The 23,158-nt window shown below is 40.4% G+C and carries 38 protein-coding genes; all 38 read right to left on the bottom strand.

Going from position 1 to position 23,158, the window contains the following annotated elements:
* Window positions 1–9 precede the first annotated feature (9 nt).
* A complete protein-coding gene (gene rplM, locus NC797_RS13700; protein WP_272437364.1) occupies window positions 10–447 on the bottom strand; it encodes a 50S ribosomal protein L13 in 438 nt (145 codons plus the stop codon).
* Between the two features lie 309 nt (window positions 448–756).
* Window positions 757–1,500: a tRNA pseudouridine(38-40) synthase TruA gene (truA, locus tag NC797_RS13695; protein WP_272437363.1), complete on the bottom strand. Its 744-nt coding sequence runs from the start codon at window positions 1,498–1,500 to the stop codon at window positions 757–759.
* 86 nt (window positions 1,501–1,586) lie between these two features.
* Window positions 1,587–2,384, bottom strand: a complete 798-nt coding sequence (locus tag NC797_RS13690) for an energy-coupling factor transporter transmembrane component T family protein (protein ID WP_272437362.1) — start codon at window positions 2,382–2,384, stop codon at window positions 1,587–1,589.
* A complete protein-coding gene (locus tag NC797_RS13685) occupies window positions 2,377–3,249 on the bottom strand; it encodes an energy-coupling factor ABC transporter ATP-binding protein (protein ID WP_272437361.1) in 873 nt (290 codons plus the stop codon). Before NC797_RS13685 ends, NC797_RS13690 begins: the two co-directional genes overlap by 8 nt.
* Entirely contained in the window at window positions 3,225–4,064 is an 840-nt protein-coding gene (locus tag NC797_RS13680) for an energy-coupling factor ABC transporter ATP-binding protein (RefSeq protein WP_272437360.1), read from the bottom strand. The genes NC797_RS13685 and NC797_RS13680 overlap by 25 nt, the downstream gene beginning before the upstream one ends.
* Window positions 4,065–4,301: 237 nt before the next feature.
* Complete coding sequence (gene rplQ / locus NC797_RS13675) at window positions 4,302–4,655, bottom strand: 50S ribosomal protein L17 (protein WP_272437359.1); 354 nt, start codon at window positions 4,653–4,655, stop codon at window positions 4,302–4,304.
* A gap of 43 nt (window positions 4,656–4,698) precedes the next feature.
* Window positions 4,699–5,643 carry a DNA-directed RNA polymerase subunit alpha gene (locus NC797_RS13670; protein ID WP_272437358.1) on the bottom strand — a complete coding sequence of 315 codons (945 nt, stop codon included), beginning with the start codon at window positions 5,641–5,643 and terminating at the stop codon, window positions 4,699–4,701.
* A 180-nt stretch (window positions 5,644–5,823) separates the two neighbouring features.
* The gene (gene rpsK, locus NC797_RS13665; protein ID WP_272437357.1) at window positions 5,824–6,213 is read right to left on the bottom strand and encodes a 30S ribosomal protein S11; all 390 of its coding nucleotides are present in this window, start codon (window positions 6,211–6,213) and stop codon (window positions 5,824–5,826) included.
* A gap of 20 nt (window positions 6,214–6,233) precedes the next feature.
* The gene (rpsM, locus tag NC797_RS13660; RefSeq protein WP_272437356.1) at window positions 6,234–6,599 is read right to left on the bottom strand and encodes a 30S ribosomal protein S13; all 366 of its coding nucleotides are present in this window, start codon (window positions 6,597–6,599) and stop codon (window positions 6,234–6,236) included.
* A gap of 25 nt (window positions 6,600–6,624) precedes the next feature.
* Window positions 6,625–6,738: a 50S ribosomal protein L36 gene (rpmJ, locus tag NC797_RS13655; RefSeq protein ID WP_003156543.1), complete on the bottom strand. Its 114-nt coding sequence runs from the start codon at window positions 6,736–6,738 to the stop codon at window positions 6,625–6,627.
* 33 nt (window positions 6,739–6,771) lie between these two features.
* Window positions 6,772–6,990, bottom strand: a complete 219-nt coding sequence (gene infA, locus NC797_RS13650) for a translation initiation factor IF-1 (protein WP_003464670.1) — start codon at window positions 6,988–6,990, stop codon at window positions 6,772–6,774.
* Window positions 6,968–7,303 (bottom strand): KOW domain-containing RNA-binding protein, encoded by a 336-nt coding sequence (locus tag NC797_RS13645; RefSeq protein WP_272437354.1) that lies wholly within the window; start codon window positions 7,301–7,303, stop codon window positions 6,968–6,970. Before NC797_RS13645 ends, infA begins: the two co-directional genes overlap by 23 nt.
* Before the next feature lie 16 nt (window positions 7,304–7,319).
* Entirely contained in the window at window positions 7,320–8,066 is a 747-nt protein-coding gene (gene map, locus NC797_RS13640; RefSeq protein ID WP_272437353.1) for a type I methionyl aminopeptidase, read from the bottom strand.
* Window positions 8,067–8,717, bottom strand: a complete 651-nt coding sequence (locus NC797_RS13635) for an adenylate kinase (RefSeq protein ID WP_272437352.1) — start codon at window positions 8,715–8,717, stop codon at window positions 8,067–8,069.
* A 56-nt stretch (window positions 8,718–8,773) separates the two neighbouring features.
* Window positions 8,774–10,069 (bottom strand): preprotein translocase subunit SecY, encoded by a 1,296-nt coding sequence (gene secY, locus NC797_RS13630; protein ID WP_272437351.1) that lies wholly within the window; start codon window positions 10,067–10,069, stop codon window positions 8,774–8,776.
* On the bottom strand, window positions 10,069–10,509 hold the full coding sequence (gene rplO / locus NC797_RS13625) for a 50S ribosomal protein L15 (protein WP_272437350.1): 441 nt from the start codon (window positions 10,507–10,509) through the stop codon (window positions 10,069–10,071). Before rplO ends, secY begins: the two co-directional genes overlap by 1 nt.
* A 31-nt stretch (window positions 10,510–10,540) precedes the next feature.
* A complete protein-coding gene (gene rpmD, locus NC797_RS13620) occupies window positions 10,541–10,723 on the bottom strand; it encodes a 50S ribosomal protein L30 (protein ID WP_272437349.1) in 183 nt (60 codons plus the stop codon).
* A 13-nt stretch (window positions 10,724–10,736) separates the two neighbouring features.
* Window positions 10,737–11,240 carry a 30S ribosomal protein S5 gene (rpsE, locus tag NC797_RS13615; protein WP_272437348.1) on the bottom strand — a complete coding sequence of 168 codons (504 nt, stop codon included), beginning with the start codon at window positions 11,238–11,240 and terminating at the stop codon, window positions 10,737–10,739.
* A 20-nt stretch (window positions 11,241–11,260) separates the two neighbouring features.
* The gene (gene rplR, locus NC797_RS13610; protein ID WP_272437347.1) at window positions 11,261–11,623 is read right to left on the bottom strand and encodes a 50S ribosomal protein L18; all 363 of its coding nucleotides are present in this window, start codon (window positions 11,621–11,623) and stop codon (window positions 11,261–11,263) included.
* Between the two features lie 32 nt (window positions 11,624–11,655).
* A complete protein-coding gene (gene rplF, locus NC797_RS13605) occupies window positions 11,656–12,192 on the bottom strand; it encodes a 50S ribosomal protein L6 (RefSeq protein ID WP_272437346.1) in 537 nt (178 codons plus the stop codon).
* Between the two features lie 31 nt (window positions 12,193–12,223).
* Window positions 12,224–12,622, bottom strand: a complete 399-nt coding sequence (rpsH, locus tag NC797_RS13600; protein ID WP_272437345.1) for a 30S ribosomal protein S8 — start codon at window positions 12,620–12,622, stop codon at window positions 12,224–12,226.
* Between the two features lie 29 nt (window positions 12,623–12,651).
* Complete coding sequence (locus tag NC797_RS13595; RefSeq protein ID WP_025909738.1) at window positions 12,652–12,837, bottom strand: type Z 30S ribosomal protein S14; 186 nt, start codon at window positions 12,835–12,837, stop codon at window positions 12,652–12,654.
* A 30-nt stretch (window positions 12,838–12,867) separates the two neighbouring features.
* On the bottom strand, window positions 12,868–13,407 hold the full coding sequence (gene rplE, locus NC797_RS13590) for a 50S ribosomal protein L5 (protein WP_272437344.1): 540 nt from the start codon (window positions 13,405–13,407) through the stop codon (window positions 12,868–12,870).
* Between the two features lie 26 nt (window positions 13,408–13,433).
* Window positions 13,434–13,745 (bottom strand): 50S ribosomal protein L24, encoded by a 312-nt coding sequence (gene rplX, locus NC797_RS13585; protein ID WP_272437343.1) that lies wholly within the window; start codon window positions 13,743–13,745, stop codon window positions 13,434–13,436.
* A 130-nt stretch (window positions 13,746–13,875) separates the two neighbouring features.
* Window positions 13,876–14,244, bottom strand: coding sequence for a 50S ribosomal protein L14 (rplN, locus tag NC797_RS13580; RefSeq protein WP_272437342.1), 369 nt, complete (start codon window positions 14,242–14,244; stop codon window positions 13,876–13,878).
* A gap of 42 nt (window positions 14,245–14,286) precedes the next feature.
* On the bottom strand, window positions 14,287–14,550 hold the full coding sequence (gene rpsQ, locus NC797_RS13575) for a 30S ribosomal protein S17 (RefSeq protein WP_272437341.1): 264 nt from the start codon (window positions 14,548–14,550) through the stop codon (window positions 14,287–14,289).
* A gap of 26 nt (window positions 14,551–14,576) precedes the next feature.
* Window positions 14,577–14,777 carry a 50S ribosomal protein L29 gene (gene rpmC / locus NC797_RS13570; RefSeq protein WP_272437340.1) on the bottom strand — a complete coding sequence of 67 codons (201 nt, stop codon included), beginning with the start codon at window positions 14,775–14,777 and terminating at the stop codon, window positions 14,577–14,579.
* Window positions 14,767–15,201: a 50S ribosomal protein L16 gene (gene rplP / locus NC797_RS13565; protein WP_272437339.1), complete on the bottom strand. Its 435-nt coding sequence runs from the start codon at window positions 15,199–15,201 to the stop codon at window positions 14,767–14,769. Before rplP ends, rpmC begins: the two co-directional genes overlap by 11 nt.
* An 18-nt stretch (window positions 15,202–15,219) precedes the next feature.
* Window positions 15,220–15,861: a 30S ribosomal protein S3 gene (gene rpsC, locus NC797_RS13560; RefSeq protein ID WP_272437338.1), complete on the bottom strand. Its 642-nt coding sequence runs from the start codon at window positions 15,859–15,861 to the stop codon at window positions 15,220–15,222.
* A gap of 2 nt (window positions 15,862–15,863) precedes the next feature.
* The gene (gene rplV, locus NC797_RS13555) at window positions 15,864–16,205 is read right to left on the bottom strand and encodes a 50S ribosomal protein L22 (RefSeq protein WP_272437337.1); all 342 of its coding nucleotides are present in this window, start codon (window positions 16,203–16,205) and stop codon (window positions 15,864–15,866) included.
* 19 nt (window positions 16,206–16,224) lie between these two features.
* Window positions 16,225–16,503, bottom strand: coding sequence for a 30S ribosomal protein S19 (rpsS, locus tag NC797_RS13550; protein WP_272437336.1), 279 nt, complete (start codon window positions 16,501–16,503; stop codon window positions 16,225–16,227).
* 56 nt (window positions 16,504–16,559) lie between these two features.
* Window positions 16,560–17,390, bottom strand: coding sequence for a 50S ribosomal protein L2 (gene rplB / locus NC797_RS13545; RefSeq protein WP_272437335.1), 831 nt, complete (start codon window positions 17,388–17,390; stop codon window positions 16,560–16,562).
* Window positions 17,391–17,421: 31 nt separating this feature from the next.
* Complete coding sequence (gene rplW / locus NC797_RS13540) at window positions 17,422–17,712, bottom strand: 50S ribosomal protein L23 (RefSeq protein ID WP_272437333.1); 291 nt, start codon at window positions 17,710–17,712, stop codon at window positions 17,422–17,424.
* Window positions 17,712–18,335 carry a 50S ribosomal protein L4 gene (gene rplD / locus NC797_RS13535; RefSeq protein ID WP_272437332.1) on the bottom strand — a complete coding sequence of 208 codons (624 nt, stop codon included), beginning with the start codon at window positions 18,333–18,335 and terminating at the stop codon, window positions 17,712–17,714. The genes rplW and rplD overlap by 1 nt, the downstream gene beginning before the upstream one ends.
* A 25-nt stretch (window positions 18,336–18,360) precedes the next feature.
* Window positions 18,361–18,990, bottom strand: a complete 630-nt coding sequence (gene rplC, locus NC797_RS13530; RefSeq protein ID WP_272437331.1) for a 50S ribosomal protein L3 — start codon at window positions 18,988–18,990, stop codon at window positions 18,361–18,363.
* Window positions 18,991–19,022: 32 nt separating this feature from the next.
* Entirely contained in the window at window positions 19,023–19,331 is a 309-nt protein-coding gene (rpsJ, locus tag NC797_RS13525; RefSeq protein ID WP_019375535.1) for a 30S ribosomal protein S10, read from the bottom strand.
* Between the two features lie 423 nt (window positions 19,332–19,754).
* A complete protein-coding gene (tuf, locus tag NC797_RS13520; protein ID WP_272437330.1) occupies window positions 19,755–20,945 on the bottom strand; it encodes an elongation factor Tu in 1,191 nt (396 codons plus the stop codon).
* 124 nt (window positions 20,946–21,069) lie between these two features.
* On the bottom strand, window positions 21,070–23,148 hold the full coding sequence (gene fusA / locus NC797_RS13515; RefSeq protein WP_272437328.1) for an elongation factor G: 2,079 nt from the start codon (window positions 23,146–23,148) through the stop codon (window positions 21,070–21,072).
* Between the last annotated feature and the right edge of the window lie 10 nt (window positions 23,149–23,158).

Below are 23,158 nucleotides of genomic sequence, written 5' to 3'. Positions count from 1 at the left end.
CCTTTTTATTTATCCGCGAAGCTCATATACTTCTGGTTTTTGTGCTTGCTGGTTGTGTTCTGCGCCACGATAAACGTGCAATTTCTTACCCATTTTACGACCAAGGCTTCCTTTAGGGAGCATACCTTTAATTGCAATTTCTAGCATTTTCTCAGGGTATTTTGTACGCATTTCGTCTGCATTACGTTCTTTTAATCCACCTGGGTGGTTGGAATGACGGTAATACACTTTGTCATTTATCTTGTTACCAGTCAATTCAATTTTTTCAGCGTTTAAGATAATTACATAATCACCTGTATCCGCATGCGGTGTATAAGTTGGCTTATGCTTTCCACGAAGGATGGATGCAACTTCGCTAGATAAACGACCTAACGTTTGTCCTTCCGCATCCACAACAAGCCACTTGCGTTCGATATTATTTTCATTCGCCATGAAAGTAGTGCGCATGATCTGTTAACCTCCTGAATTTCAAATTCCTCATTTTCACTTTTTGAATGCTAGGTTACTACCTTAGCCTTTTTTCACATCTAGCTATCATTATAGCCGATCGCAACATAGGAAGTGACGAGCTTAGTCAGACAATCCTATTTTAATAAATATATTCCAACACGAATTAACTTTCCGGGGCTATTCGTGGTTTAGAAAATAAAATGCCATAGATCATCATATACTACTCAACCTTATATGTCAAGGATATGTTACACCCGGTTTCGTTGTTTAAATTCAACCCGTTACGCATATAGAATAACGAACAAATTAATCATACGATACCTTCCATAAAAATAACCCCTGTGGAGGTGCAGTTTTTCCAGCTGTTTCTCTATTGGCGGCTTGTATAATAGAAGGTAGATCGGATGGTTTTCTTTCCCCTTCTCCTACCTCTAACAATGTTCCCACCAAGATACGTACCATATTATATAAAAAACCATTACCTTTAAATGTTATTGTGATCAACCCTTGCTCCTTTTCACATGAGGCAGCATAAATCGTTCGGACTTTGTCGCCCTTTACCCCTGAATGAGAGGCGCAAAACGATGTGAAGTCATGTTTCCCTTTCACAAATTCACAAGCCTGTTGCATAGATGCTATATCTAGGTCATAAGGTACATGATAAGCAAAATGCCGTCGAAATACATCTTGGGCTTTTGTATTTAGGACAAAATAGCGATACTCTTTTTCCTTAACATCAAAGCGTGCATGAAAGGGAATATTCATAATTGATACTTCATCGATTAAAATGTCATCAGGGAGCAGTGTATTCAATGCTTTTTTCCAGTTTTCTTTTTGAATATGGAGGTCAGAGTCAAAATGGATCACTTGACCCTTTGCATGCACACCCGCGTCCGTTCTTCCGGAGGCCACTACCTTGACTACTCTCCCCTTATGGATTTTAGTAAGCGCAGTCTCTAGTTCTTCTTGAACTGTTCTACCATTTGGTTGAATTTGGTAGCCTGAAAACCACGTACCATCATAGTGGATCGTGCACTTTATCCGTTCCATTACGCTTTCCCTGCCTTTTAGAGGTTGTTCAAACAGTCACTAAATTACTTCGAGAACCCCGTTTTATAGGATGCTCATACACTCATTTAAACTCGTGTCAAAAATAAGCCAATCACAATCAAAAAAAATACCGAAATTGCAAGGTAGTCTATCCCTTCGATTCTTAACTCCCTTAGCTTTGTTCTACCATCTCCACCTTGATACCCCCTAGCTTCCATTGCCATGGCTAATTCTTCAGCGCGCTTAAAGGCGCTCACAAAGAGAGGAACGAGCAGTGGTATAATAGCCTGAATCCGATTCTTAATTGGACCTGATTTAAAGTCTACACCCCTTGATGCCTGTGCTTTTGAGATTTTTTCTGTTTCTTGCATGAGCGTCGGAATAAACCGTAAAGAGATTGACATCATGAGGGCCAACTCATGGACAGGGAATTTGATTCGTTTCAATGGATGTAGCAAGCTCTCAATCGCATCCGTAATTTCAAGCGGTGTTGTTGTCAATGTTAGTAAGGACGTAACTAAAATAAGTAAAAAAAACCGAAGTGAAATAGCTGCTCCCTGCGCAACTCCCCCAGAATAGATAGGATAGGAAATAATTTGGAACAGTACAGCCCCCTCTTTTGTAACGACCAATTGCAAAATAAATGTAAATACAATTAACAACCAAACAGGAGTTAACCCTTTTGCAATGTAAGATAAAGGAATCCTAGTACTCAGTGTCGTTAATACTGTGAATATGGTTAAAAGGCCGTAGCTCCATACTGAATTAGCAAGAAATACAACGATAACAAATAGAAAAATAATAACCATTTTCGATCTAGGGTCAAGACGATGAATCATAGATTCACCTGGGACATATTGACCAACAATAAACGCATTATTCACTTGAACCATCTCCTCGTATCAAACGATTTAATTCAGATGCTAGATCTACTATCGATTGACCTTGGTATGGTATTTTTACGCCAAAGATGTTTTCCACTCGAAATAAGAATTGAATGATTTCTGGAACATCTAACTGTACAGCCTGAAGCTTGTCCTTCTGAATTAGAACTTCTTCAGGCTTCCCTTCCATATATTTTGTTCCATGATCAAGTATAATGACATGGTCGGCATACTCTAGGGCGTCCTCCATGCTGTGTGTCACGAGAATCGTAGTTAATTCATTCTCACGATGGAGTCGTTTAAACATAGACATAATTTCTCGATGTCCTTTTGGGTCTAGCCCTGCAGTTGGTTCATCTAGCACAAGTACCTCTGGCTGGATCGCTAAAATACCAGCAATTGCTACCCTTCGCATTTGACCACCACTTAAATCAAAAGGAGAACGTTCTCGTAATTCCTCTGAAAGACCGACAGCCTCAAATGCACTTTTGGTTCGTGCCTCAATTTCGTTTTGGCTTACACCAAAGTTTTGAGGGCCAAAAGCAATATCCTTTACAACTGTCTCTTCGAAAAGCTGATGCTCTGGGTATTGAAACACCACTCCAACTTTCTCTCGTAACTGTTTAAGTTCTTTTATTTTTTGATCAGATGACAAAATGTACTCACCGATTCGTACTTCTCCTTTAGTTGGTCGTAATAAGCCGTTTAAATGCTGAATTACTGTCGATTTACCTGAGCCCGTATGGCCAACAATAGCAACAAAGGCGCCTGATGGAATATGGAAGGACAAATTTTGAATGGCTTGATGTTCAAATGGTGTATTTTTTTGATAAACATAGCTTACCTTTTCAAATATAATGTCCATAGTTCCTCCAGTAGTTCATCATGATTTAACGGCTCTTTTGAAAGCTTTGTACCTAATTTGGTTAGCTCATCCACTAATTTAGCAACAAATGGGATGTCTAATCCGCTTTGTTGCAACTTTTCCTTTTTAGCAAAAATATCCCTAGGAGGAGCGATTTCGACTACTTTTCCTTCACTCATTACAATGACTCGGTCAGCGCGAACCACTTCTTTAAGGTCATGTGTGATCATTATGAATGATACATTATGCTGTTCCTTAACATGATGCATTGTCTCCATTATTTCCAGTCGACCTCTAGGATCTAGCATCGCTGTTGCCTCATCTAATATAATTACCTGTGGTGCAATAGCAAGTACTCCCGCTATTGCAACCCTTTGTTTTTGTCCACCAGAAAGGCGATGGGGTTCATGTAACGTATATGCTTCCATTCCTACTTGCAGTAAAGTTTGTTTGATACGCTTTACCATTTCTTTTCTTGGGAAGCCTCGATTCTCTAACCCAAAAGCGACATCATCTTGAACAGTTGTACCGACGAACTGGTTATCTGGATTTTGAAAGACCATCCCGATATTTTTTCGAATCTCCCATATCGTTTCGGGCGTAACTGGTGTACCATTAACTAGAATTTCTCCTTCTTGTGGTGTAAGTAAACCATTCATGAGTTTCGCAATGGTAGACTTTCCTGAGCCATTATGACCAATAATAGCCACCCATTCATCCGCATTAATGGAGAAGGAAACATTATTTAATACCCAAGGGAGGGATTCTCTATAACGAAATGAGACATTTCGAAACGTCACTATTCTTTTCTCCATGATGCCACTCCTCAACTCAAAAATATTGCCCAGGGAATAAATCAGGTAGGATGTTCCTTGGTGTTATGTAGCGATTGGTTGTTTTATTTTATGTTCCTATAGTTGAATGCTACCTTCACAAATCGATTCTAGCAATTATTAGCTGTCTCTGTATCCGCTCCACCCAAAACAAAAAAGGGCTGGGATTCACCTCGTGGAGAGACTCTGTCCTGCCCTTCTAGCCTTTTTTATTTATCATTAAACGAGTTCAATGACAGCCATTTCCGCTCCATCACCTTTACGAGGTCCTAGTTTAAGGACTCTTGTATAACCGCCTTGACGTTCGTCATAGCGTTCAGCAATGTCAGTGAATAGTTTTTGAACTGCATCCTGATCCTCGCTTGCGTTTGCATTATATAAGTATGCAGCGGCTTGACGACGCGCATGAAGATCTCCACGCTTACCGAGCGTAATCATCTTATCTACTACAGAACGTAAGTCTTTAGCCTTCGCTTCTGTTGTTTCAATTCTTTCATGAATAATTAAGTCTGTAGCAAGGTTGCGTAACAAAGCCAAACGCTGGTCAGTAGTACGACCTAATTTTCTAGCCATGTATTATCCCTCCCTTTTTCGGCATGTCATAGATGTCTATAAATCAATCGTCATTACGAAGACCAAGTCCAAGATCCTCAAGCTTATGCTTCACTTCTTCAAGTGATTTTCGGCCAAGGTTACGGACTTTCATCATGTCTTCTTCCGACTTATTCGCAAGTTCTTGTACGGAATTGATCCCAGCACGTTTTAAACAATTGTAAGACCGAACAGACAGGTCTAGTTCTTCAATTGTCATTTCAAGAACCTTTTCTTTTTGATCCTCTTCTTTTTCAATCATGATCTCAGCATTTTGCGCTTCATCTGTCAGACCAACAAAGATGTTTAAATGTTCTGTATAGATTTTTGCTCCTAAAGATACTGCTTCTTCTGGTCGTATACTACCATCTGTCCATACGTCCAATGTAAGTTTATCATAGTTAGCAATTTGACCTACACGTGTATTTTCAACTTGATAGGTTACACGGGACACTGGCGTGAAAATAGAATCAATTGGAATTACACCAATCGGTAGATCATCATGATTATTTCCTTCTGATGGACGGTATCCACGACCACGCTCTCCAACAATACGCATGCGTAGGTTCGCGTTTTTACCAAGGGTAGCGATATGAAGATCCGGATTTAAAATTTCTACATCACTATCATGTGTTATATCTGCAGCTGTTACCTTGCCTTCTCCCTGCACATCTATCTCTAATGTTTTCTCTTCTTCAGAATAGATTTTTAGGGCTAGCTTTTTAAGATTTAAGATGATGGTTGTAACATCCTCAACAACGCCTTCAATTGTTGAGAACTCATGTAGCACTCCATCAATTTGGACGGATGTAACAGCAGCGCCAGGAAGTGAGGATAATAGGATACGACGCAAGGAATTACCTAGAGTTGTACCATACCCACGTTCAAGCGGTTCTACGACGAATTTACCAAACTTTGCATCATTGCTGATCTCAACCGTTTCAATTTTTGGCTTTTCTATTTCGATCATTCTACAAAACCCTCCATTCAAAACGTCGAAACCTCGGTCAGACATAGTCTAACCGAAATTCCTCTGGTAGGCAGTTACCGTTCTCTGCTCTATTTACTCTCGTACTCTCTGTCATACCTAGATGCTATTTAAGCTATCATAACCCATTATAGACAGGGTGACAAATTATATACGGATGAATTAAACACGACGACGTTTTGGTGGGCGGCAGCCATTATGAGGAACAGGTGTCACGTCACGAATTGCCGTAACTTCTAATCCGGCTGCTTGAAGTGAACGAATTGCTGCTTCACGTCCAGCACCAGGCCCCTTAACAGTTACATCTAGAGTTCTTAAACCGTGTTCCATAGCTGATTTGGCGGCAGCCTCTGCTGCCATTTGTGCCGCAAATGGCGTAGATTTACGAGAACCTTTAAATCCAAGTGAACCTGCGCTGCTCCAGCTAATCGCATTACCTTGAACATCAGTAATCGTTACAATTGTGTTGTTAAAAGTAGAACGAATGTGCGCTACACCCGTGTCAATATTCTTTTTCACTCGACGTTTACGTGTATTGGTTTTACGAGCCATTAATGGTTAACCTCCTTCTATTATTTTTTCTTGTTGGCCATTGTTTTACGCGGGCCTTTGCGTGTACGGGAATTGTTTTTTGTTTTTTGACCTCTAACTGGTAACCCACGGCGATGACGGATTCCACGATAAGATCCGATTTCTATTAAACGTTTAATGTTCATAGAAACTTCTCTACGAAGATCCCCTTCAACTGAGTATTTTTCCATTGATTGACGGATCTTGCCTAGCTCTTCTTCAGTCAAATCACGAACTCTTGTGTCTTCAGATACACCCGCATCTTTTAAAATTTCCTGTGCAGTAATCTTTCCAACTCCATAAATATAAGTTAGTGAAATTACTACGCGTTTATCGCGGGGAATATCAATACCTGCAATACGTGCCATTAGATACATGCACCTCCTTTTGGATTTATCCTTGTTTCTGTTTATGCTTAGGGTTTTCGCAAATTACCATAACTTTTCCTTTACGGCGAATTACTTTACACTTTTCGCATATTGGTTTTACAGATGGTCTTACCTTCATCATCCATCCTCCTTTTATATCGGAGCTTATCTGTTATTTATAACGGTACGTAATACGACCTCTTGTTAAATCATACGGAGAAAGTTCAACCGTCACTTTGTCGCCAGGTAAAATTCGAATAAAGTGCATTCGAATCTTTCCCGAAACGTGTGCTAAAACGGTATGACCGTTTTCTAACTCAACCTTAAACATTGCATTCGGCAATGTGTCCGTGACGGTACCTTCCACTTCAATTGCATCGTCTTTCGCCATCGAATTGATCTCCCTTCTTCCAATCAGTCACTATCTCATTGACAAATTTTGATATAGCAAAGCGTAGCTTACCATTCGTTACGCGACCTGTTTCTAGAAGGCTTTGTTGTACTTCTGGAGAAATAAAATCAAGGGGCTCAATATGATTGATATTCTTCTTTTTAGGTCGATCATATTTTCTTTTTTCTCCATCGGCAAGCAAGGCATTACGATTATCTACCAAACCAATGACAACCGCAAACTGTCCTGCTTCACGTCCTTGTACGATACGAACAACTTGACCTATCTGTGGACTCGACTCAGCATCATTCAACCATAATCACCTTCACTTAGGCTATAGTTAAGATTTGATAACCATCTTCTGTAATAGCAATGGTATGCTCAAAATGTGCACACATTCTACTATCTTTGGTAACAACTGTCCAATTGTCTGCAAGTGTCTTTACAAATCTCGCACCTGCATTAACCATTGGCTCAATTGCAAGTACCATGCCAGGTGTTAATAATGGCCCCTTATTAGGTGGTCCGTAATGAGGGATCGGTGGTTCTTCGTGCAAATTTCGCCCGACTCCATGCCCGACGTATTCTCTTACAATACCGTAACCTTTAGGTTCCACAAAACGTTGTATGGCATGAGATATATTGGATAAACGAACATTTGGCTTAGCCTCTTCCATACCTAAGAAAAGAGAGGTCTTTGTAACTTCTAACAACTCTTTATTCGCCTCATCTATTATACCAACTGGGTAGGTCCATGCAGAATCACCATGGTAGGAGTTATAATATGCTCCAATATCGATACTGATGATGTCTCCACCCTTCAGTTTTCGTTGACCTGGAATTCCATGCACAAGCTCATCATTGACAGATGTGCAAATACTACCACGGAATCCATTATACCCTTTAAAAGAAGGAATTGCACCCATACTACTGATGAATTTATCAGCAATGTTATCCAGTTCCTTCGTCGTAATCCCTGGTTGGATATAGGGCTCTAGTTCTTTGTGTGTTAATGCCACGATCTTGCCTGCTTCTTTCATTATTTCGATTTCCTGTGGTGTTTTGCAAATAATCATCTAAGATAGGCCTCTAAGCTTCACGTCAATATCCGAAAATACCTTATCAATGTTCTGATCTCCAGCTATAGTCACTAAGTAGCCCTTTTCCTGATAGAAATCTAACATCGGCTGTGTCTGTTTCAGATTAACCTCTAATCGCTTTTTAACAGTGGCTTCTTTGTCATCATCACGCTGAATCAATTTACTACCATCTTTGTCACAAATACCTTCCTCTTTTGGAGGATTAAAAATAACATGGTAAGCCGTTCCACATGTTGGACAAATTCTGCGTCCAGTTAAACGTTCAACAAGTTGTTCATTTGGTACATCCACGTGCAAAACATAATCAAGGGTAGCATCGATATCTGCCAATAATTGCTCAAGAGCTTCAGCTTGAGCTAATGTCCTAGGAAACCCATCTAATAGAAATCCTTTTGCACAATCATCCTTGCTTAAGCGTTCTTTCACAATCCCAATCGTAACCTCATCAGGAACTAGCTCCCCTTGATCCATGTATCCTTTTGCTTTTGTACCAAGCTCTGTTCCTTCTTTAATAGCTAAGCGGAACATATCTCCTGTTGAAATATGAGGGATGTGATACTTTTCAACTATCTTCTCTGCCTGTGTACCTTTTCCAGCACCAGGTAAACCCATCAGAATAAGATTCAACAACTTTCCCCTCGCTCTCGTGTAATCATCAAGGTGTTTTACCATTTATTTGTCAATTATTTTATAAAGCCTTTATAGTGACGTTTGACTAGTTGGCTTTCTAACTGTTTCATTGTTTGCAAGGCAACCCCTACTACAATCAACAAACTAGTACCACCAATTTGAACCGACGATGGTAAATTAGCAACACTACCTAAAATGAGAGGCAAAACGGAAACAGCCGCAAGGAAGATCGAACCCACAAACGTTAGACGATACATCACACGTGTTAAATACTTCTCTGTATTTTTTCCAGGACGAATCCCTGGTATATAGCCGCCTTGCTTTTTTAAGTTTTCAGCCATTTGCTCTGGATTAACCTGAACAAATGTATAAAAGTAGGTAAATGCTATGATTAACGCAACATACATCACCATTCCTATAGGCTGTGTATAGTCGAAAATGTTTGCAATTGCTCCTGCAATATCATTCCCTTCAAAGAATCCAGCGACCGTTCGTGGCGCTATTATAAAGGAAATCGCAAAAATTACAGGGATTACTCCTGCAGCATTTACCTTTAAAGGTAAATGTGTGGAATGGCCGCCCACTGGTGAACGATTTTCTAAACGCTTTGCATATTGAATTGGGATTTTTCGCAATGCCTGTTGAATAAAAATTACCCCAACGATTACTGCTAGAATCACTAGCACGATTAATGCAACGATAACAATGTTCAGAAATAACGCTTCACCAACATCTCCACCGAAATATTGCTCGTAAATTTGATTAACACCATTTGGAATTGCTGCAACAATACCTGCAAAGATTAAAATGGATATTCCATTTCCTACACCATTGGCAGTAATTTGTTCACCTAGCCACATAAGAAATGCTGTACCACTAGTCAATACAATAGCAATCACAAGGAATTTACCAATACCAGGATCTGCTATTAAAGTTCCGCCGGTTAAAGCGTTAAAGCCAATCGACATACCTATTGCTTGAATAAAAGCAAGCACAATCGTTCCATAGCGGGTAAACTGTGCTAATTTCTTACGGCCAACTTCACCTTGCTTTTTCCACTCAGAAAATTTCTGTACAACATCCATTTGCAATAGTTGCATAATGATGGACGCTGTGATGTATGGCATAATCCCCATTGCGAAAATAGAGAAGTTTTGCAATGCACCGCCTCCAAAGGTATTCAAGAAACCAAATACGCTTTGTTCATTCATAAAATTAATGGCCTCTCGATCAGTGAAAGGAACCGGAATAAATGTACCTAGGCGAAACACAATTAACATAAGCAGGGTAAAAATTATTTTCCGTCGAATGTCATTTACGCGCATAAAATTGGAGATTGTACGGAACATTAAATCACCTCAGTTTGACCGCCCGCTGCCTCTATTGCTTCTTTAGCTGAAGCAGAGAACTTTTGAGCTTTTACTGTAAGTTTCTTTTCAATATTACCTTTTCCAAGAATTTTAATGCCTGCCTTTAGTTTACTTACAACACCAGTTTCTAATAAAAGCTCAGGTGTAACCTCTGTGCCATCTTCAAATTGGTTTAAAGTTTCTAAGTTAACAACCGCAAATTCCTTACGGTGAATATTAGTAAACCCTCGTTTTGGTAGACGTTGAAATAATGGCATTTGCCCACCTTCAAAACCTGGGCGCACACCTCCACCTGAACGTGCTTTTTGCCCTTTGTGACCGCGCCCAGAAGTTTTTCCGTTTCCTGAGGACATTCCCCTACCAACGCGATTACGTTCTTTGCGTGTTCCATCATTTGGTTTCAATTCATGCAGTTTCATGCGAGCACCTCCTCTTTAACGCTTTCGTTATTTAAACTTCTTTAACCGATATTAAATGCGCTACTTTATTGACCATGCCACGAACAGCTGGAGTATCTTCACGGACTACTGATTGACGAATCTTGTTTAATCCTAATGTTTTGACAGTTGCACGTTGTGCTTCTGATCTGCCAATAACACTGCGCGTGAGGGTAATTTCTAATTTCTTAGCCATGTAATTTCCCTCCTTATCCTAACAGTTCTTCTACGGACTTTCCACGTAGTTTCGCAACATCTTCTGCACGCTTAAGCTCACTAAGACCATTAACAGTTGCACGCACCATGTTAATAGGTGTATTAGAACCTAATGACTTAGATAGAATATCACCAACACCAGCAAGTTCTAATACCGCACGGACAGGTCCGCCTGCGATAACTCCTGTACCTTCAGAAGCTGGTTTCATTAGTATACTACCTGCTCCAAAACGTCCAGTAATTTCGTGTGGAATAGTCGTACCAACGACTGGTACTGTAATTAAATTTTTCTTTGCATCATCAATTGCCTTTTTAATTGCTTCTGGCACTTCTTGTGCTTTACCAGTGCCAAATCCGACGTGACCATTTTTATCGCCAACAACAACTAATGCAGCAAAACGAAATCGACGTCCACCTTTTACAACTTTTGCAACACGATTGATTGTAACAACACGTTCTTCTAGATCTAACTTATTCGGATCAACGTTTGTACGCATATATGTCCCTCCTTTAACAATTAAAATTCTAGCCCTGCGCTACGGGCTGCATCCGCAAGTGCTTTTACACGTCCATGATACAAGTAACCACCACGGTCAAATACGATATTTGTGTAGCCTTTTTCCTTTGCGCGATTTGCAATGAGTTCTCCAACCTTTTGAGCTGCTTCCACATTACTTGTCGCTTCTAGGTTTACTTCATTGTCAACTGTTGAAGCGTTCGCTACTGTCTTACCATTTATATCATCAATTAGCTGAGCGTAAATGTGTTTATTTGAACGGTATACATTTAGACGTGGGCGTTCTGCAGTACCAAAAAGGTTTTTACGTACACGTGCATGTCTTTTTTTACGTACAACGTTTTTGTCTGGCTTTGTGATCATCTAGGTCACTCCTTTCTGCTACCTAACTAACCTTATTTAGCTGTCTTACCTTCTTTACGACGTACATTTTCGCCTTCGTAACGGATCCCTTTTCCTTTATAAGGTTCAGGTGGACGAATGGCTCTAATATTTGCAGCAACTGCACCTACAAGTTCTTTGTCTATTCCCTTTACGGTCACCTTTGTATTGGAAGGTACTTCAATATCGATTCCCTCACGTTTTTCAAGTTCTACAGGATGGGAATAGCCCGCACTAATCACAATCTTTTCTCCTTGTTTTTGAGCGCGGTAACCGACACCAATAATTTCTAGACTTTTTTCGAATCCTTTATGCACGCCTTCTACCATGTTACCGATAAGGCTTCTAGTAGTACCGTGTAACGCACGATGTTCCTTATGATCACTTGGACGCTCTACAGTTAGAACGTTATCTGCAATTTTAATTGTCATATCTGGGTGGAAGCTTCGGGTTAGTTCTCCTTTAGGCCCTTTTACAGTGATCGTATTTTCATTTTGGTTAATTTCAACGCCCTCTGGAATTTCTAATGATTTAAGTCCTACACGAGACATTCAATTACACCTCCTAACTAAAATATATATATTACCAGACGTACGCAAGCACTTCGCCACCAACAGCTTGTTCTCGTGCTTCTTTATCTGTTAAAACGCCTTTAGATGTTGATACGATCGCGACACCTAAGCCGTTTAGTACCTTTGGCAGTTCGTCTGCCTTAGCATAAACACGTAAACCTGGTTTGCTGATTCTCTTAAGACCTGTTATAACTCGTTCTTCGTTCACTCCATACTTAAGGAAAACGCGAAGTACACCTTGTTTATCATCTTCAACATACTCATAGTCACGAACAAAACCTTCACGCTTCAGGATATCTGCCACTTCTTTTTTAAGTTTAGACGCAGGAAGCTCCAATTTTTCGTGGCGAACCATATTTGCGTTACGAATACGAGTAAGCATATCTGCGATTGGATCTGTCATAGTCATTACTTATTACCTCCTTCCCTAATCGGGGTTTACCAGCTTGCTTTTTTAACACCAGGAATTTGACCTTTATAGGCAAGTTCACGGAAACAAATACGGCAAAGTTTAAATTTACGCAATACAGAATGAGGACGACCACAGCGTTCGCATCGAGTATATTCTTGCACTTTAAACTTCTGTTGGCGCTTTTGTTTTGCAATCATTGATTTTTTAGCCACTATTTTCCCTCCTTCGATTCGCTTCTTCGCTTACATTTGGAAAGGCATGCCAAGTTTAGCTAAAAGTTCACGAGCTTCTTCGTCAGTGTTTGATGTTGTTACGATAACAATGTCCATGCCGCGGACTTTACTTACTTTATCATAATTAATTTCTGGAAAAATCAATTGTTCTTTTACACCAAGTGTATAATTACCACGTCCATCAAAAGCTTTTTTAGAGATACCACGGAAGTCACGAACTCGTGGAAGAGATACAGCTACAAGCTTTTGTAAAAACTCATACATGCGTTCTCCCCGTAAGGTAACTTTTGCCCCGATAGGCATCCCCTCACGCAAACGGAATCCCGCAATTGATTTTTTCGCTTTTGTAACCACTGGTTGTTGACCAGCAATTAAACCTAGTTCTTCAACCGCACTATCCAAAGCCTTTGAATTTTGAACAGCGTCACCGACACCCATATTGATTACAATTTTTTCTAATTTAGGAACCTGCATTACTGATTCATAGTTGAACTTTTCTACTAAAGATGGAACAATCTCATCTTGATATTTTTGTTTCAATTCGTTCATCGAGTAGCCCTCCTTTCGCCGCTAAGTTATTTATCTAATGCTTCACCGGATTTTTTAGCGATACGAACTTTCTTTCCGTTACGTTCTTCATAACCAACACGAGTCGGTTCTCCAGACTTTGGATCAATTGGCATTACATTTGAAACATGAATTGGTGCTTCCTGATTCAAAATCCCGCCTTGCGGATTATCTTGAGATGGCTTTGCGTGTTTCTTAACAACATTTACACCTTCTACAAGAACACGATCTTTCTTCGGGTAAGATTCAAGGATGGTTCCTTGTTTTCCGCTATCCTTACCTGAAATCACCATGACTTTGTCACCTTTTTTAACATGCATGCTTAACGCACCTCCTTACAAGGCTTATCTTTCCATTTTTGAGGCTCTTATTAAGTCCTATGACTTATACGAAAATAGATTATTTATTGATACGAGTAACATTTGTGTTCATACGTTATTGCCTCATAATTTATAAAACTTCTGGTGCTAGAGAAACAATTTTCATGAACTTTGCATCACGCAGTTCACGTGCAACAGGTCCAAAAATACGTGTACCTCTAGGACTTTTATCATCACGGATGATTACTGCTGCGTTCTCGTCAAATCGAATATAAGAACCATCTTTCCGACGAACTCCGCTTTTTGAGCGTACAATAACAGCTCTAACTACTTCACCCTTTTTAACAACGCCTCCTGGTGTTGCTTGTTTTACCGTACAAACAATTACATCACCAATGTTAGCTGTTTTTCGACCTGAACCACCTAACACTTTGATCGTTAACACCTCACGAGCGCCTGAGTTATCTGCAACTTTTAAACGTGATTCTTGTTGAATCATACCGCTGTAACCTCCCTTCGGAATCCTTCCGAGCCAACTTTATTAAATAATAACCGCTTCTTCTACTATTTCAACCAGACGGAAGCGCTTGGTAGCTGATAGCGGGCGAGTTTCCATGATGCGTACAATATCACCAATTTTTGCTTTGCTATTCTCATCATGTACTTTTAATTTCTTTGAATATCGAACACGTTTTCCATAAAGTTTATGGAACTTGTATGTTTCGACTAATACGGTAATCGTTTTATCCATTTTGTCAGAGACGACACGACCAGTATAAACCTTACGATTATTACGTTCACTCATCCTGAGGCCTACCTCCTCTCGGTTTTTCAGTTATTTACGCTTAATTCTCTTTCACGAGCAACAGTTTTTAAGCGTGCAATTGATTTACGAACTTCACGAATACGTGCTGTGTTTTCAAGTTGGCCTGTTGCTAACTGAAAACGCAAGTTAAAAAGTTCTTCTTTCAATGATTTGACATTTTGTTCAATTTCGGCAGTGGTTAGTTCTCTAATTTCATTAGCCTTCATTGATTTCACCACCAATTTCTTCACGTTTTACAAATTTTGTTTTGATCGGTAACTTGTGAGAAGCAAGACGTAATGCTTCGCGAGCTACTTCCTCGGATACACCAGCAATTTCAAACATGATTTTGCCAGGTTTTACTACTGCTACCCAACCCTCAGGAGCACCTTTACCAGAACCCATACGTACTTCTAGGGGTTTAGCAGTATAAGGCTTATCCGGGAATATTTTGATCCAAACTTTACCGCCACGTTTCATATAACGAGTCATAGCAATACGTGCAGCCTCAATTTGTCGGCTTGTGATCCAAGAAGCTTCAAGGGCTTGTAAACCATACTCACCAAATGCAACTTCCGTTCCACCTTTTGCTTGACCTTTCATGCGACCACGATGCTGTTTACGATGTTTTACGCGTTTAGGCATTAACATAATGCTGTTCCCCCTTCCTTACTTGTTGTTTTTTGTTGGAAGGACTTCTCCACGATAAATCCACACTTTAACACCCAATTTACCATAAGTGGTGTCTGCTTCTGCAGTTCCATAATCGATGTCTGCACGAAGGGTGTGTAGTGGTACAGTTCCTTCACTATAATGTTCTGCACGTGCAATATCTGCTCCGCCTAGACGACCAGATACTTGTGTACGAATACCTTTTGCGCCAGCACGCATAGCACGTTGAATCGTTTGTTTTTGAGCACGACGGAAAGAAATACGATTTTCCAATTGGCGAGCGATATTTTCTGCAACTAATTTTGCGTTTAAATCAGCCTTTTTTACTTCAACAATATTAATGTGCACTCTTTTACCAGTTAGTGCGTTCAGTGATTTACGCAAGGCTTCAACTTCAGAACCGCCTTTTCCGATAACCATACCAGGCTTAGCGGTAGAAATAGATATATTCACACGATTCGCAGCTCTTTCAATTTCAACACTTGAAACAGCAGCGTCTTTAAGGCGTTGTTCAATATATTCACGAACTTTAATGTCTTCATGTAATAGTTCAGCGTAATCTTTACCTGCGTACCATTTTGATTCCCAGTCACGAATTACACCAACACGTAGACCTACCGGATTAACTTTTTGACCCAAGATTATCCCTCCTTCTGTTCAGATACGACCACTGTAATGTGGCTAGTGCGTTTGTTTATTTGACTTGCACGTCCCATTGCGCGAGGACGGAAACGTTTCATTGTAGCACCTTCATTTACAAATGCTTCTGATATTATAAGGTTATCTGTGTTCATTTCATAATTGTGTTCCGCGTTAGCGATAGCAGAATTTAAAACCTTTTCTACTACAGGGGAAGCTCCACGTTGAGTGTGGCGTAGTATTGCAACAGCTTCTCCAACTTTTTTTCCTCGAATTAAATCTACAACTAAACGAACTTTACGAGGAGCAATACGAACAGATTTCGCAACGGCTTTAGCTTGCATTTAGGAGTGCCTCCTCTCATTAGCGTTTTGTTTTCTTATCATCGCCAGAATGCCCTTTGAACGTACGGGATGGCGCGAATTCACCTAGCTTGTGCCCGACCATATCCTCTGTGACATAAACCGGAACGTGTTTCCGACCATCATACACAGCAATTGTATGTCCAACAAACTTAGGAAATATAGTAGAGCGACGTGACCAAGTTCTTATCAGCTGTTTTTTATTATCTTCGTTCAACTTCTCTACTTTTTTCATCAAATGGTCATCTGCGAAAGGTCCTTTTTTCAAACTACGACCCATACATAAACCTCCCTTCGTGATTGCCAGATAGTTCTACTTTCCATCATGCAATCACGTTATTTTTTACGTTTACGAACGATAAATTTATCTGTTGGCTTGTTACGTTTACGCGTTTTGTAACCAAGTGTTGGTTTGCCCCATGGTGACATAGGTGACTTACGTCCGATCGGTGCGCGTCCTTCACCACCACCGTGTGGGTGATCGTTAGGGTTCATTACTGAACCACGAACTGTTGGGCGCTTTCCTTTCCAACGAGAACGTCCTGCTTTCCCTACTTTAATCAACTCATGTTCTACATTACCAACCTGGCCAACTGTTGCACGACATGTACCTAGTACCAAACGAACTTCCCCAGATGTTAAACGTACAAGAACGTACTTACCTTCTCTACCAAGGATTTGCGCTTGTGAACCTGCGGAACGTACAAGCTGTCCACCCCGTCCTGGTTTTAATTCGATGTTATGAATAACGGTACCTACTGGAATGTCCTCAAGCTTAAGTGAATGACCAATCTTAATGTCTGCACCTTGACCTGAAAGCACTTCATTCCCTACCTTAAGACCTTTCGGAGCAAGTATATAACGCTTTTCCCCGTCAACATAATGAATCAATGCAATATTAGCGGAACGGTTTGGATCATACTCGATTGTGGCAACGCGTCCTGGTATTCCATCTTTGTCGCGTTTAAAATCAATAATACGATATTGTCGTTTGTGACCGCCGCCTTGATGACGAACCGTTAGCTTACCTTGGTTGTTACGTCCACCACGATTGTGTAATGGGCTTAGCAAGGTTTTTTCTGGCTGACTAGTTGTGATCTCTGCGAAATCTGATGTTGTCATGCCACGTCTACCATTTGAAGTCGGTTTGTACTTCTTAATCGCCATCGTTGTTTCCCTCCTTCGTTATCAAAGTTTTTTATGCACCTTCAAAAAATTCTAGTTCTTTACTATCTTCGGAAAGTTGAACAATAGCTTTCTTTCGATCTGGCCGAAAACCACCGTATCTTCCCATACGCTTAAACTTACCTTTGAGGTTCATTGTGTTTACTTGCTCCACTTTAACATCAAATATTTGTTCAACCGCCTGTTTTATTTGTGTTTTGTTAGCATCCGTACTTACTTCAAAAGTGTACTTTTTCTCTGCCATTAAATCGGCTGAGTGCTCAGTGATTACAGGGCGCTTAATAATATCTCGCGGATCCTTCATTATGCAAGCACCTCCCCTGCTTTTTCAGCTGCCTCTTTTGTTACGATCAGCTTGTCATGCGTAAGCAAATCTAAAACATTTACTTCACTTACAGAGAGTACTTTTACATTTGGTAAGTTATTGGCTGAGCGGAATACTGTTTCGTTTTTCTCAGTAGTCACGATCAACGCTTTTCCTTCAACATTCAATGCTTGTAGAAGATTTACTACCTCTTTTGTTTTAGGTGCGTCAATTGCAATGTTATCTAATACTACAATGTCATCCTCCATTACTTTAGAAGAAAAAGCAGATTTCAATGCTAAACGACGTACTTTTTTAGGTAACTTATAGCTATAGCTACGAGGTGTTGGTCCGAACACAGTTCCACCACCAACCCACTGCGGGGAACGAATGGATCCCTGACGAGCGCGACCTGTACCTTTCTGGCGCCACGGCTTACGACCACCACCCCGAACTTCGGAACGGTTTTTAACATCATGTGTTCCTTGACGTAAAGAAGCGCGTTGCATAACTACAGCCTCATGTAATACATGTGTGTTTGGTTCAATACCAAATACACTGTCATTCAATTCAACATCTCCGACTTTCGCGCCAGTTTGATTATAAAGTGCTACTTTAGGCATGACATATCCTCCCTTCATCTAGTGATTAGTTAGCCTTAATTGCACTAGTAATTTTAACAAATGACTTTTTAGCTCCAGGGACATTCCCTTTTACTAGTAGTAGATTACGTTCATCATCTACTTTAACTATCTCAAGGTTTTGAATCGTAACTTGCTCTCCACCCATATGCCCTGGTAGTTTTTTTCCTTTAAATACACGCATCGGGTCAATTACACCCATTGCACCTGGTCTTCTATGATAACGTGAACCATGGGTCATTGGTCCTCTTGATTGGTTATGTCGCTTAATTGCGCCTTGGAACCCTTTCCCTTTTGAAGTACCAGTTACGTCAATTACATCTCCTGCTTGAAAAATCTTAACACTAACTTCTTGGCCTACCTCATATTCACCAAGGTCAGTATTACGGATTTCACGAATGTAGCGCTTAGGATTTGTGTTTGCTTTTTCAGCATGGCCTTTTTCTGGTTTGTTCACACGAGAGTCTTTCTTATCAGCATAACCAAGCTGAATTGCTTCGTATCCATCACTATCAACAGTCTTCTTTTGGAGTACAATGTTTGGTTCAGCTTCAATCACCGTGACTGGTGTTAACTCGCCATCTTCTGTGAAAAGCTGTGTCATGCCAATTTTACGACCTAAGATTCCTTTCGTCATCCGTCACACCTCCTGAATTGTAATTATTTGAATTATAGTTTGATCTCAATATCGACACCTGACGGTAAATCCAATCTCATTAACGAATCAACCGTTTGTGGGGTTGGATTAACAATGTCGATAAGACGTTTGTGTGTGCGCATTTCAAATTGCTCACGAGAATCTTTGTATTTATGCACCGCACGAAGTACTGTGTAAACAGATCTCTCTGTAGGTAACGGTATCGGCCCCGATACGTTTGCACCAGATCTCTTTGCTGTATCTACAATTTTTTCTGCGGACTGATCAAGAATACGATGATCATACGCCTTTAAACGAATTCTAATCTTTTCTTTTGCCATTACTTTCCCTCCTTTTCGCCCATTTTTATAATAGACATTCTCCGCGAAAATTCCTTAATAACCCGCCATGGCAAAGGGGCCGGGTGTATCAACAACCTTCCGCTTCATCGCCTTTTATGACCAACATTACTCATTATATAGAAAAACGACGGGCAATGCAACCATTATCAAGCTATTTATACATCATTTTTAACATTATCCAACTTTTTTCATAATACATAAACATACTTTCGAGCACCTCAACGTATTATACTAAATAAAAGCATCGTGATTCAAGAACCACCGCGATTTTATCCATGGTAAATAAAGGGATCATTTTGCGTTTAGTGTTTTTTTGACATAGTTCTGCCAACTAGAATAGGAAATGCCGTTAAAAAAACAGACAGCGAGTCAATTCGCTGTCTGTTTTTTTAAGGTTTATCCTTATTCGGTAATGGTTGCAACAACGCCTGCTCCTACAGTACGTCCACCTTCACGAATAGAGAATTTAGTTCCATCTTCAATGGCAATTGGAGAAATAAGATCAACTGACATCTCTACGTTATCTCCAGGCATAACCATTTCCACTCCTTCAGGTAATTGGATAACTCCAGTTACATCTGTTGTACGGAAGTAGAATTGTGGGCGGTAGTTTGTGAAGAATGGAGTGTGTCGTCCACCTTCTTCTTTAGATAACACATAAACTTCCGCTTGGAATTTAGTGTGTGGAGTAATTGTACCAGGCTTAGCTAGTACTTGACCACGGTTAATATCATCACGAGATACACCACGTAGAAGTGCACCGATGTTATCTCCAGCTTCGGCATAGTCAAGAAGCTTACGGAACATCTCTACACCAGTTACAGTAGTTTTCTTCGGTGCTTCAGAAAGACCAATGATATCTACTTCGTCACCAACTTTAACTTGACCACGCTCAACACGACCTGTAGCAACTGTACCACGACCAGTGATGGAGAACACATCCTCAACTGGCATCATGAATGGCTTTTCAGTATCGCGTTCAGGAGTTGGAATATATTCATCAACTGCATCCATTAATTCATAGATTGCATTTACATACTGCTCTTCGCCTTCAAGCGCTTTAAGAGCGGAACCTTTGATTACTGGTACATCATCACCAGGGAAGTCATACTCAGTAAGTAGATCACGAACTTCCATTTCAACTAGTTCTAGTAGTTCTTCGTCGTCTACCATGTCCGTTTTGTTAAGGAATACGACAATCGCAGGTACACCTACTTGACGTGACAATAGGATATGTTCACGAGTTTGTGGCATTGGTCCATCTGCAGCAGATACTACAAGAATTGCTCCATCCATTTGTGCTGCACCAGTAATCATGTTTTTAACATAGTCAGCGTGACCTGGACAGTCAACGTGTGCATAGTGACGGTTGTCTGTTTCATATTCAACGTGTGCTGTAGAAATAGTGATACCACGCTCGCGCTCTTCAGGTGCTCCATCGATAGAATCATATGCACGAGCTTCCCCTCTACCATACTTGTTAAAAAGTGTAGTAGTGATTGCCGCTGTTAATGTCGTTTTACCATGGTCAACGTGTCCGATTGTTCCGATGTTCACGTGGGACTTGGAACGATCAAATTTTTCTTTACCCATTTATAGTTTCCTCCTTTAAAATTATAAGCTTTTTAAGTAATTTATTTGTTTGCTCAGAAACAGCGTTCCATGCTGTTTCTGAGCTTACAATACAAGTTATACTTGATGAACATGAAAAAATCAATTATTCACCAGCGTTTTTCTTAATTATTTCCTCAGATATACTCTTTGGTACTTCTTCATAGTGATCAAAGTGCATCGTATATTGTCCTCTACCTTGCGTGTTAGAACGCAATGCAGTTGCATAACCAAACATTTCAGCTAAAGGTACGAATGCATTTACTATTTGAGCTGGACCACGGGTACCCATACCTTCAACGCGTCCGCGTCTTGAGGTAATATCACCCATGATATCACCCATATATTCTTCAGGAATAACAACTTCCACTTTCATCATTGGTTCAAGAAGAACTGGTTGACATTTGTTTTTTGCAGCTTTTAGTGCCATTGATGCAGCAACTTTAAAGGCCATTTCATTCGAGTCAACATCGTGATAGCTTCCATCGTAAAGTGTTGCCTTTACGTCGATAAGTGGGTATCCTGCGACGACACCGTTTTCCATCGATTCTTTTATACCAGCCTCGACAGATGGGATATATTCACGAGGCACGACACCACCGACGATCTTGTTCACAAACTCGAATCCAGCACCCTCTTCGTTTGGTTCAAATTTAACCCAAACGTGACCATACTGACCACGACCACCAGACTGTTTAACGAATTTACCTTCGACTTGAGCAGAAGCACGGAATGTCTCCCGATAAGCAACTTGTGGCGCACCTACATTAGCCTCTACTTTAAACTCCCGTTTTAAACGGTCAACAATGATATCTAGGTGAAGCTCACCCATACCAGAAATGATCGTCTGTCCTGTTTCTGGATTGGTTTCTGTCTTAAATGTAGGGTCTTCTTCCGCAAGTTTACCTAAAGCAACAGCCATCTTATCCTGGTCTGCTTTTGTTTTAGGTTCAATCGCTACTGAAATAACTGGTTCAGGGAATTCCATAGATTCAAGGATAACTAATGATTTTTCATCACATAGTGTGTCACCAGTACTAGTGTCCTTTAACCCAACTGCCCCTGCAATATCACCAGCATAAACCTCTGAAATTTCTTCCCGGTGGTTTGCGTGCATTTGTAGAATACGTCCTACACGTTCACGTTTATCCTTTATTGAGTTCTTTACATATGAACCAGCTTTTAGTGTACCAGAGTACACACGGAAAAATGTAAGCTTTCCAACATAAGGATCCGTTGCTACTTTAAAAGCCAAAGCTGAGAATGGTTCGTTATCATCTGCTTTTCGAACAACTTTATCTTCCGTATTTGGAATAATACCTTCAATCGGAGGTACATCCATTGGTGATGGTAAATAATCAATTACACCATCTAACAACAATTGTACACCTTTATTTTTAAATGCTGATCCACAGAAGACTGGATAGAATTCGACATCAAGAGTTGCTTTACGGATACCCGCTTTTAACTCTTCTTTTGTTACTTCTTCCCCTTCTAGGTACTTCATCATTAATTCTTCGTCAAGCTCGGCAACTGCCTCAACTAGCTTTGTGCGATATTCCTCAGCTTGGTCCTTTAACTCTGCTGGAATAGCACGTGATTCTGCGCGGGTTCCGAGATCATCAAGGTAATAATATGCCTCCATGTCAATTAAATCGATAATACCTTCAAAGTTATCCTCTGCACCGATCGGTAATTGTACAGGGTGTGCATTTGCACCTAAACGATCGTGAATTGTTTTAAGAGAATACAAGAAATCCGCACCAATTTTATCCATTTTATTTACAAACACAACACGAGGAACGCCGTATGTTGTAGCTTGGCGCCAAACAGTCTCTGTTTGTGGTTCTACACCTGATTGCGCGTCTAATAGTGCAACGGAACCATCTAATACACGTAGGGAACGTTCCACTTCAACTGTGAAATCAACGTGTCCTGGTGTATCGATGATATTGATTCTGTGACCTTTCCATTGAGCAGTAGTTGCTGCGGAGGTAATTGTAATTCCGCGTTCTTGCTCCTGCTCCATCCAATCCATTTGAGAGGCACCTTCATGTGTTTCTCCAATTTTATGGATACGTCCTGTATAGAAAAGAATACGTTCAGTAGCGGTAGTTTTGCCGGCATCAATATGGGCCATAATACCGATATTACGCGTCTTTTCCAAGGAGAATTCTCTAGGCATGAATCTTTCT

It is taken from the genome of Terrihalobacillus insolitus, assembly GCF_028416575.1.
Lineage (GTDB): Bacteria > Bacillota > Bacilli > Bacillales > Amphibacillaceae > Terrihalobacillus > Terrihalobacillus insolitus.
The sequence above is the reverse complement of the archived record's forward strand: the minus strand, read 5'-3'. Positions and strand labels throughout refer to the sequence as shown.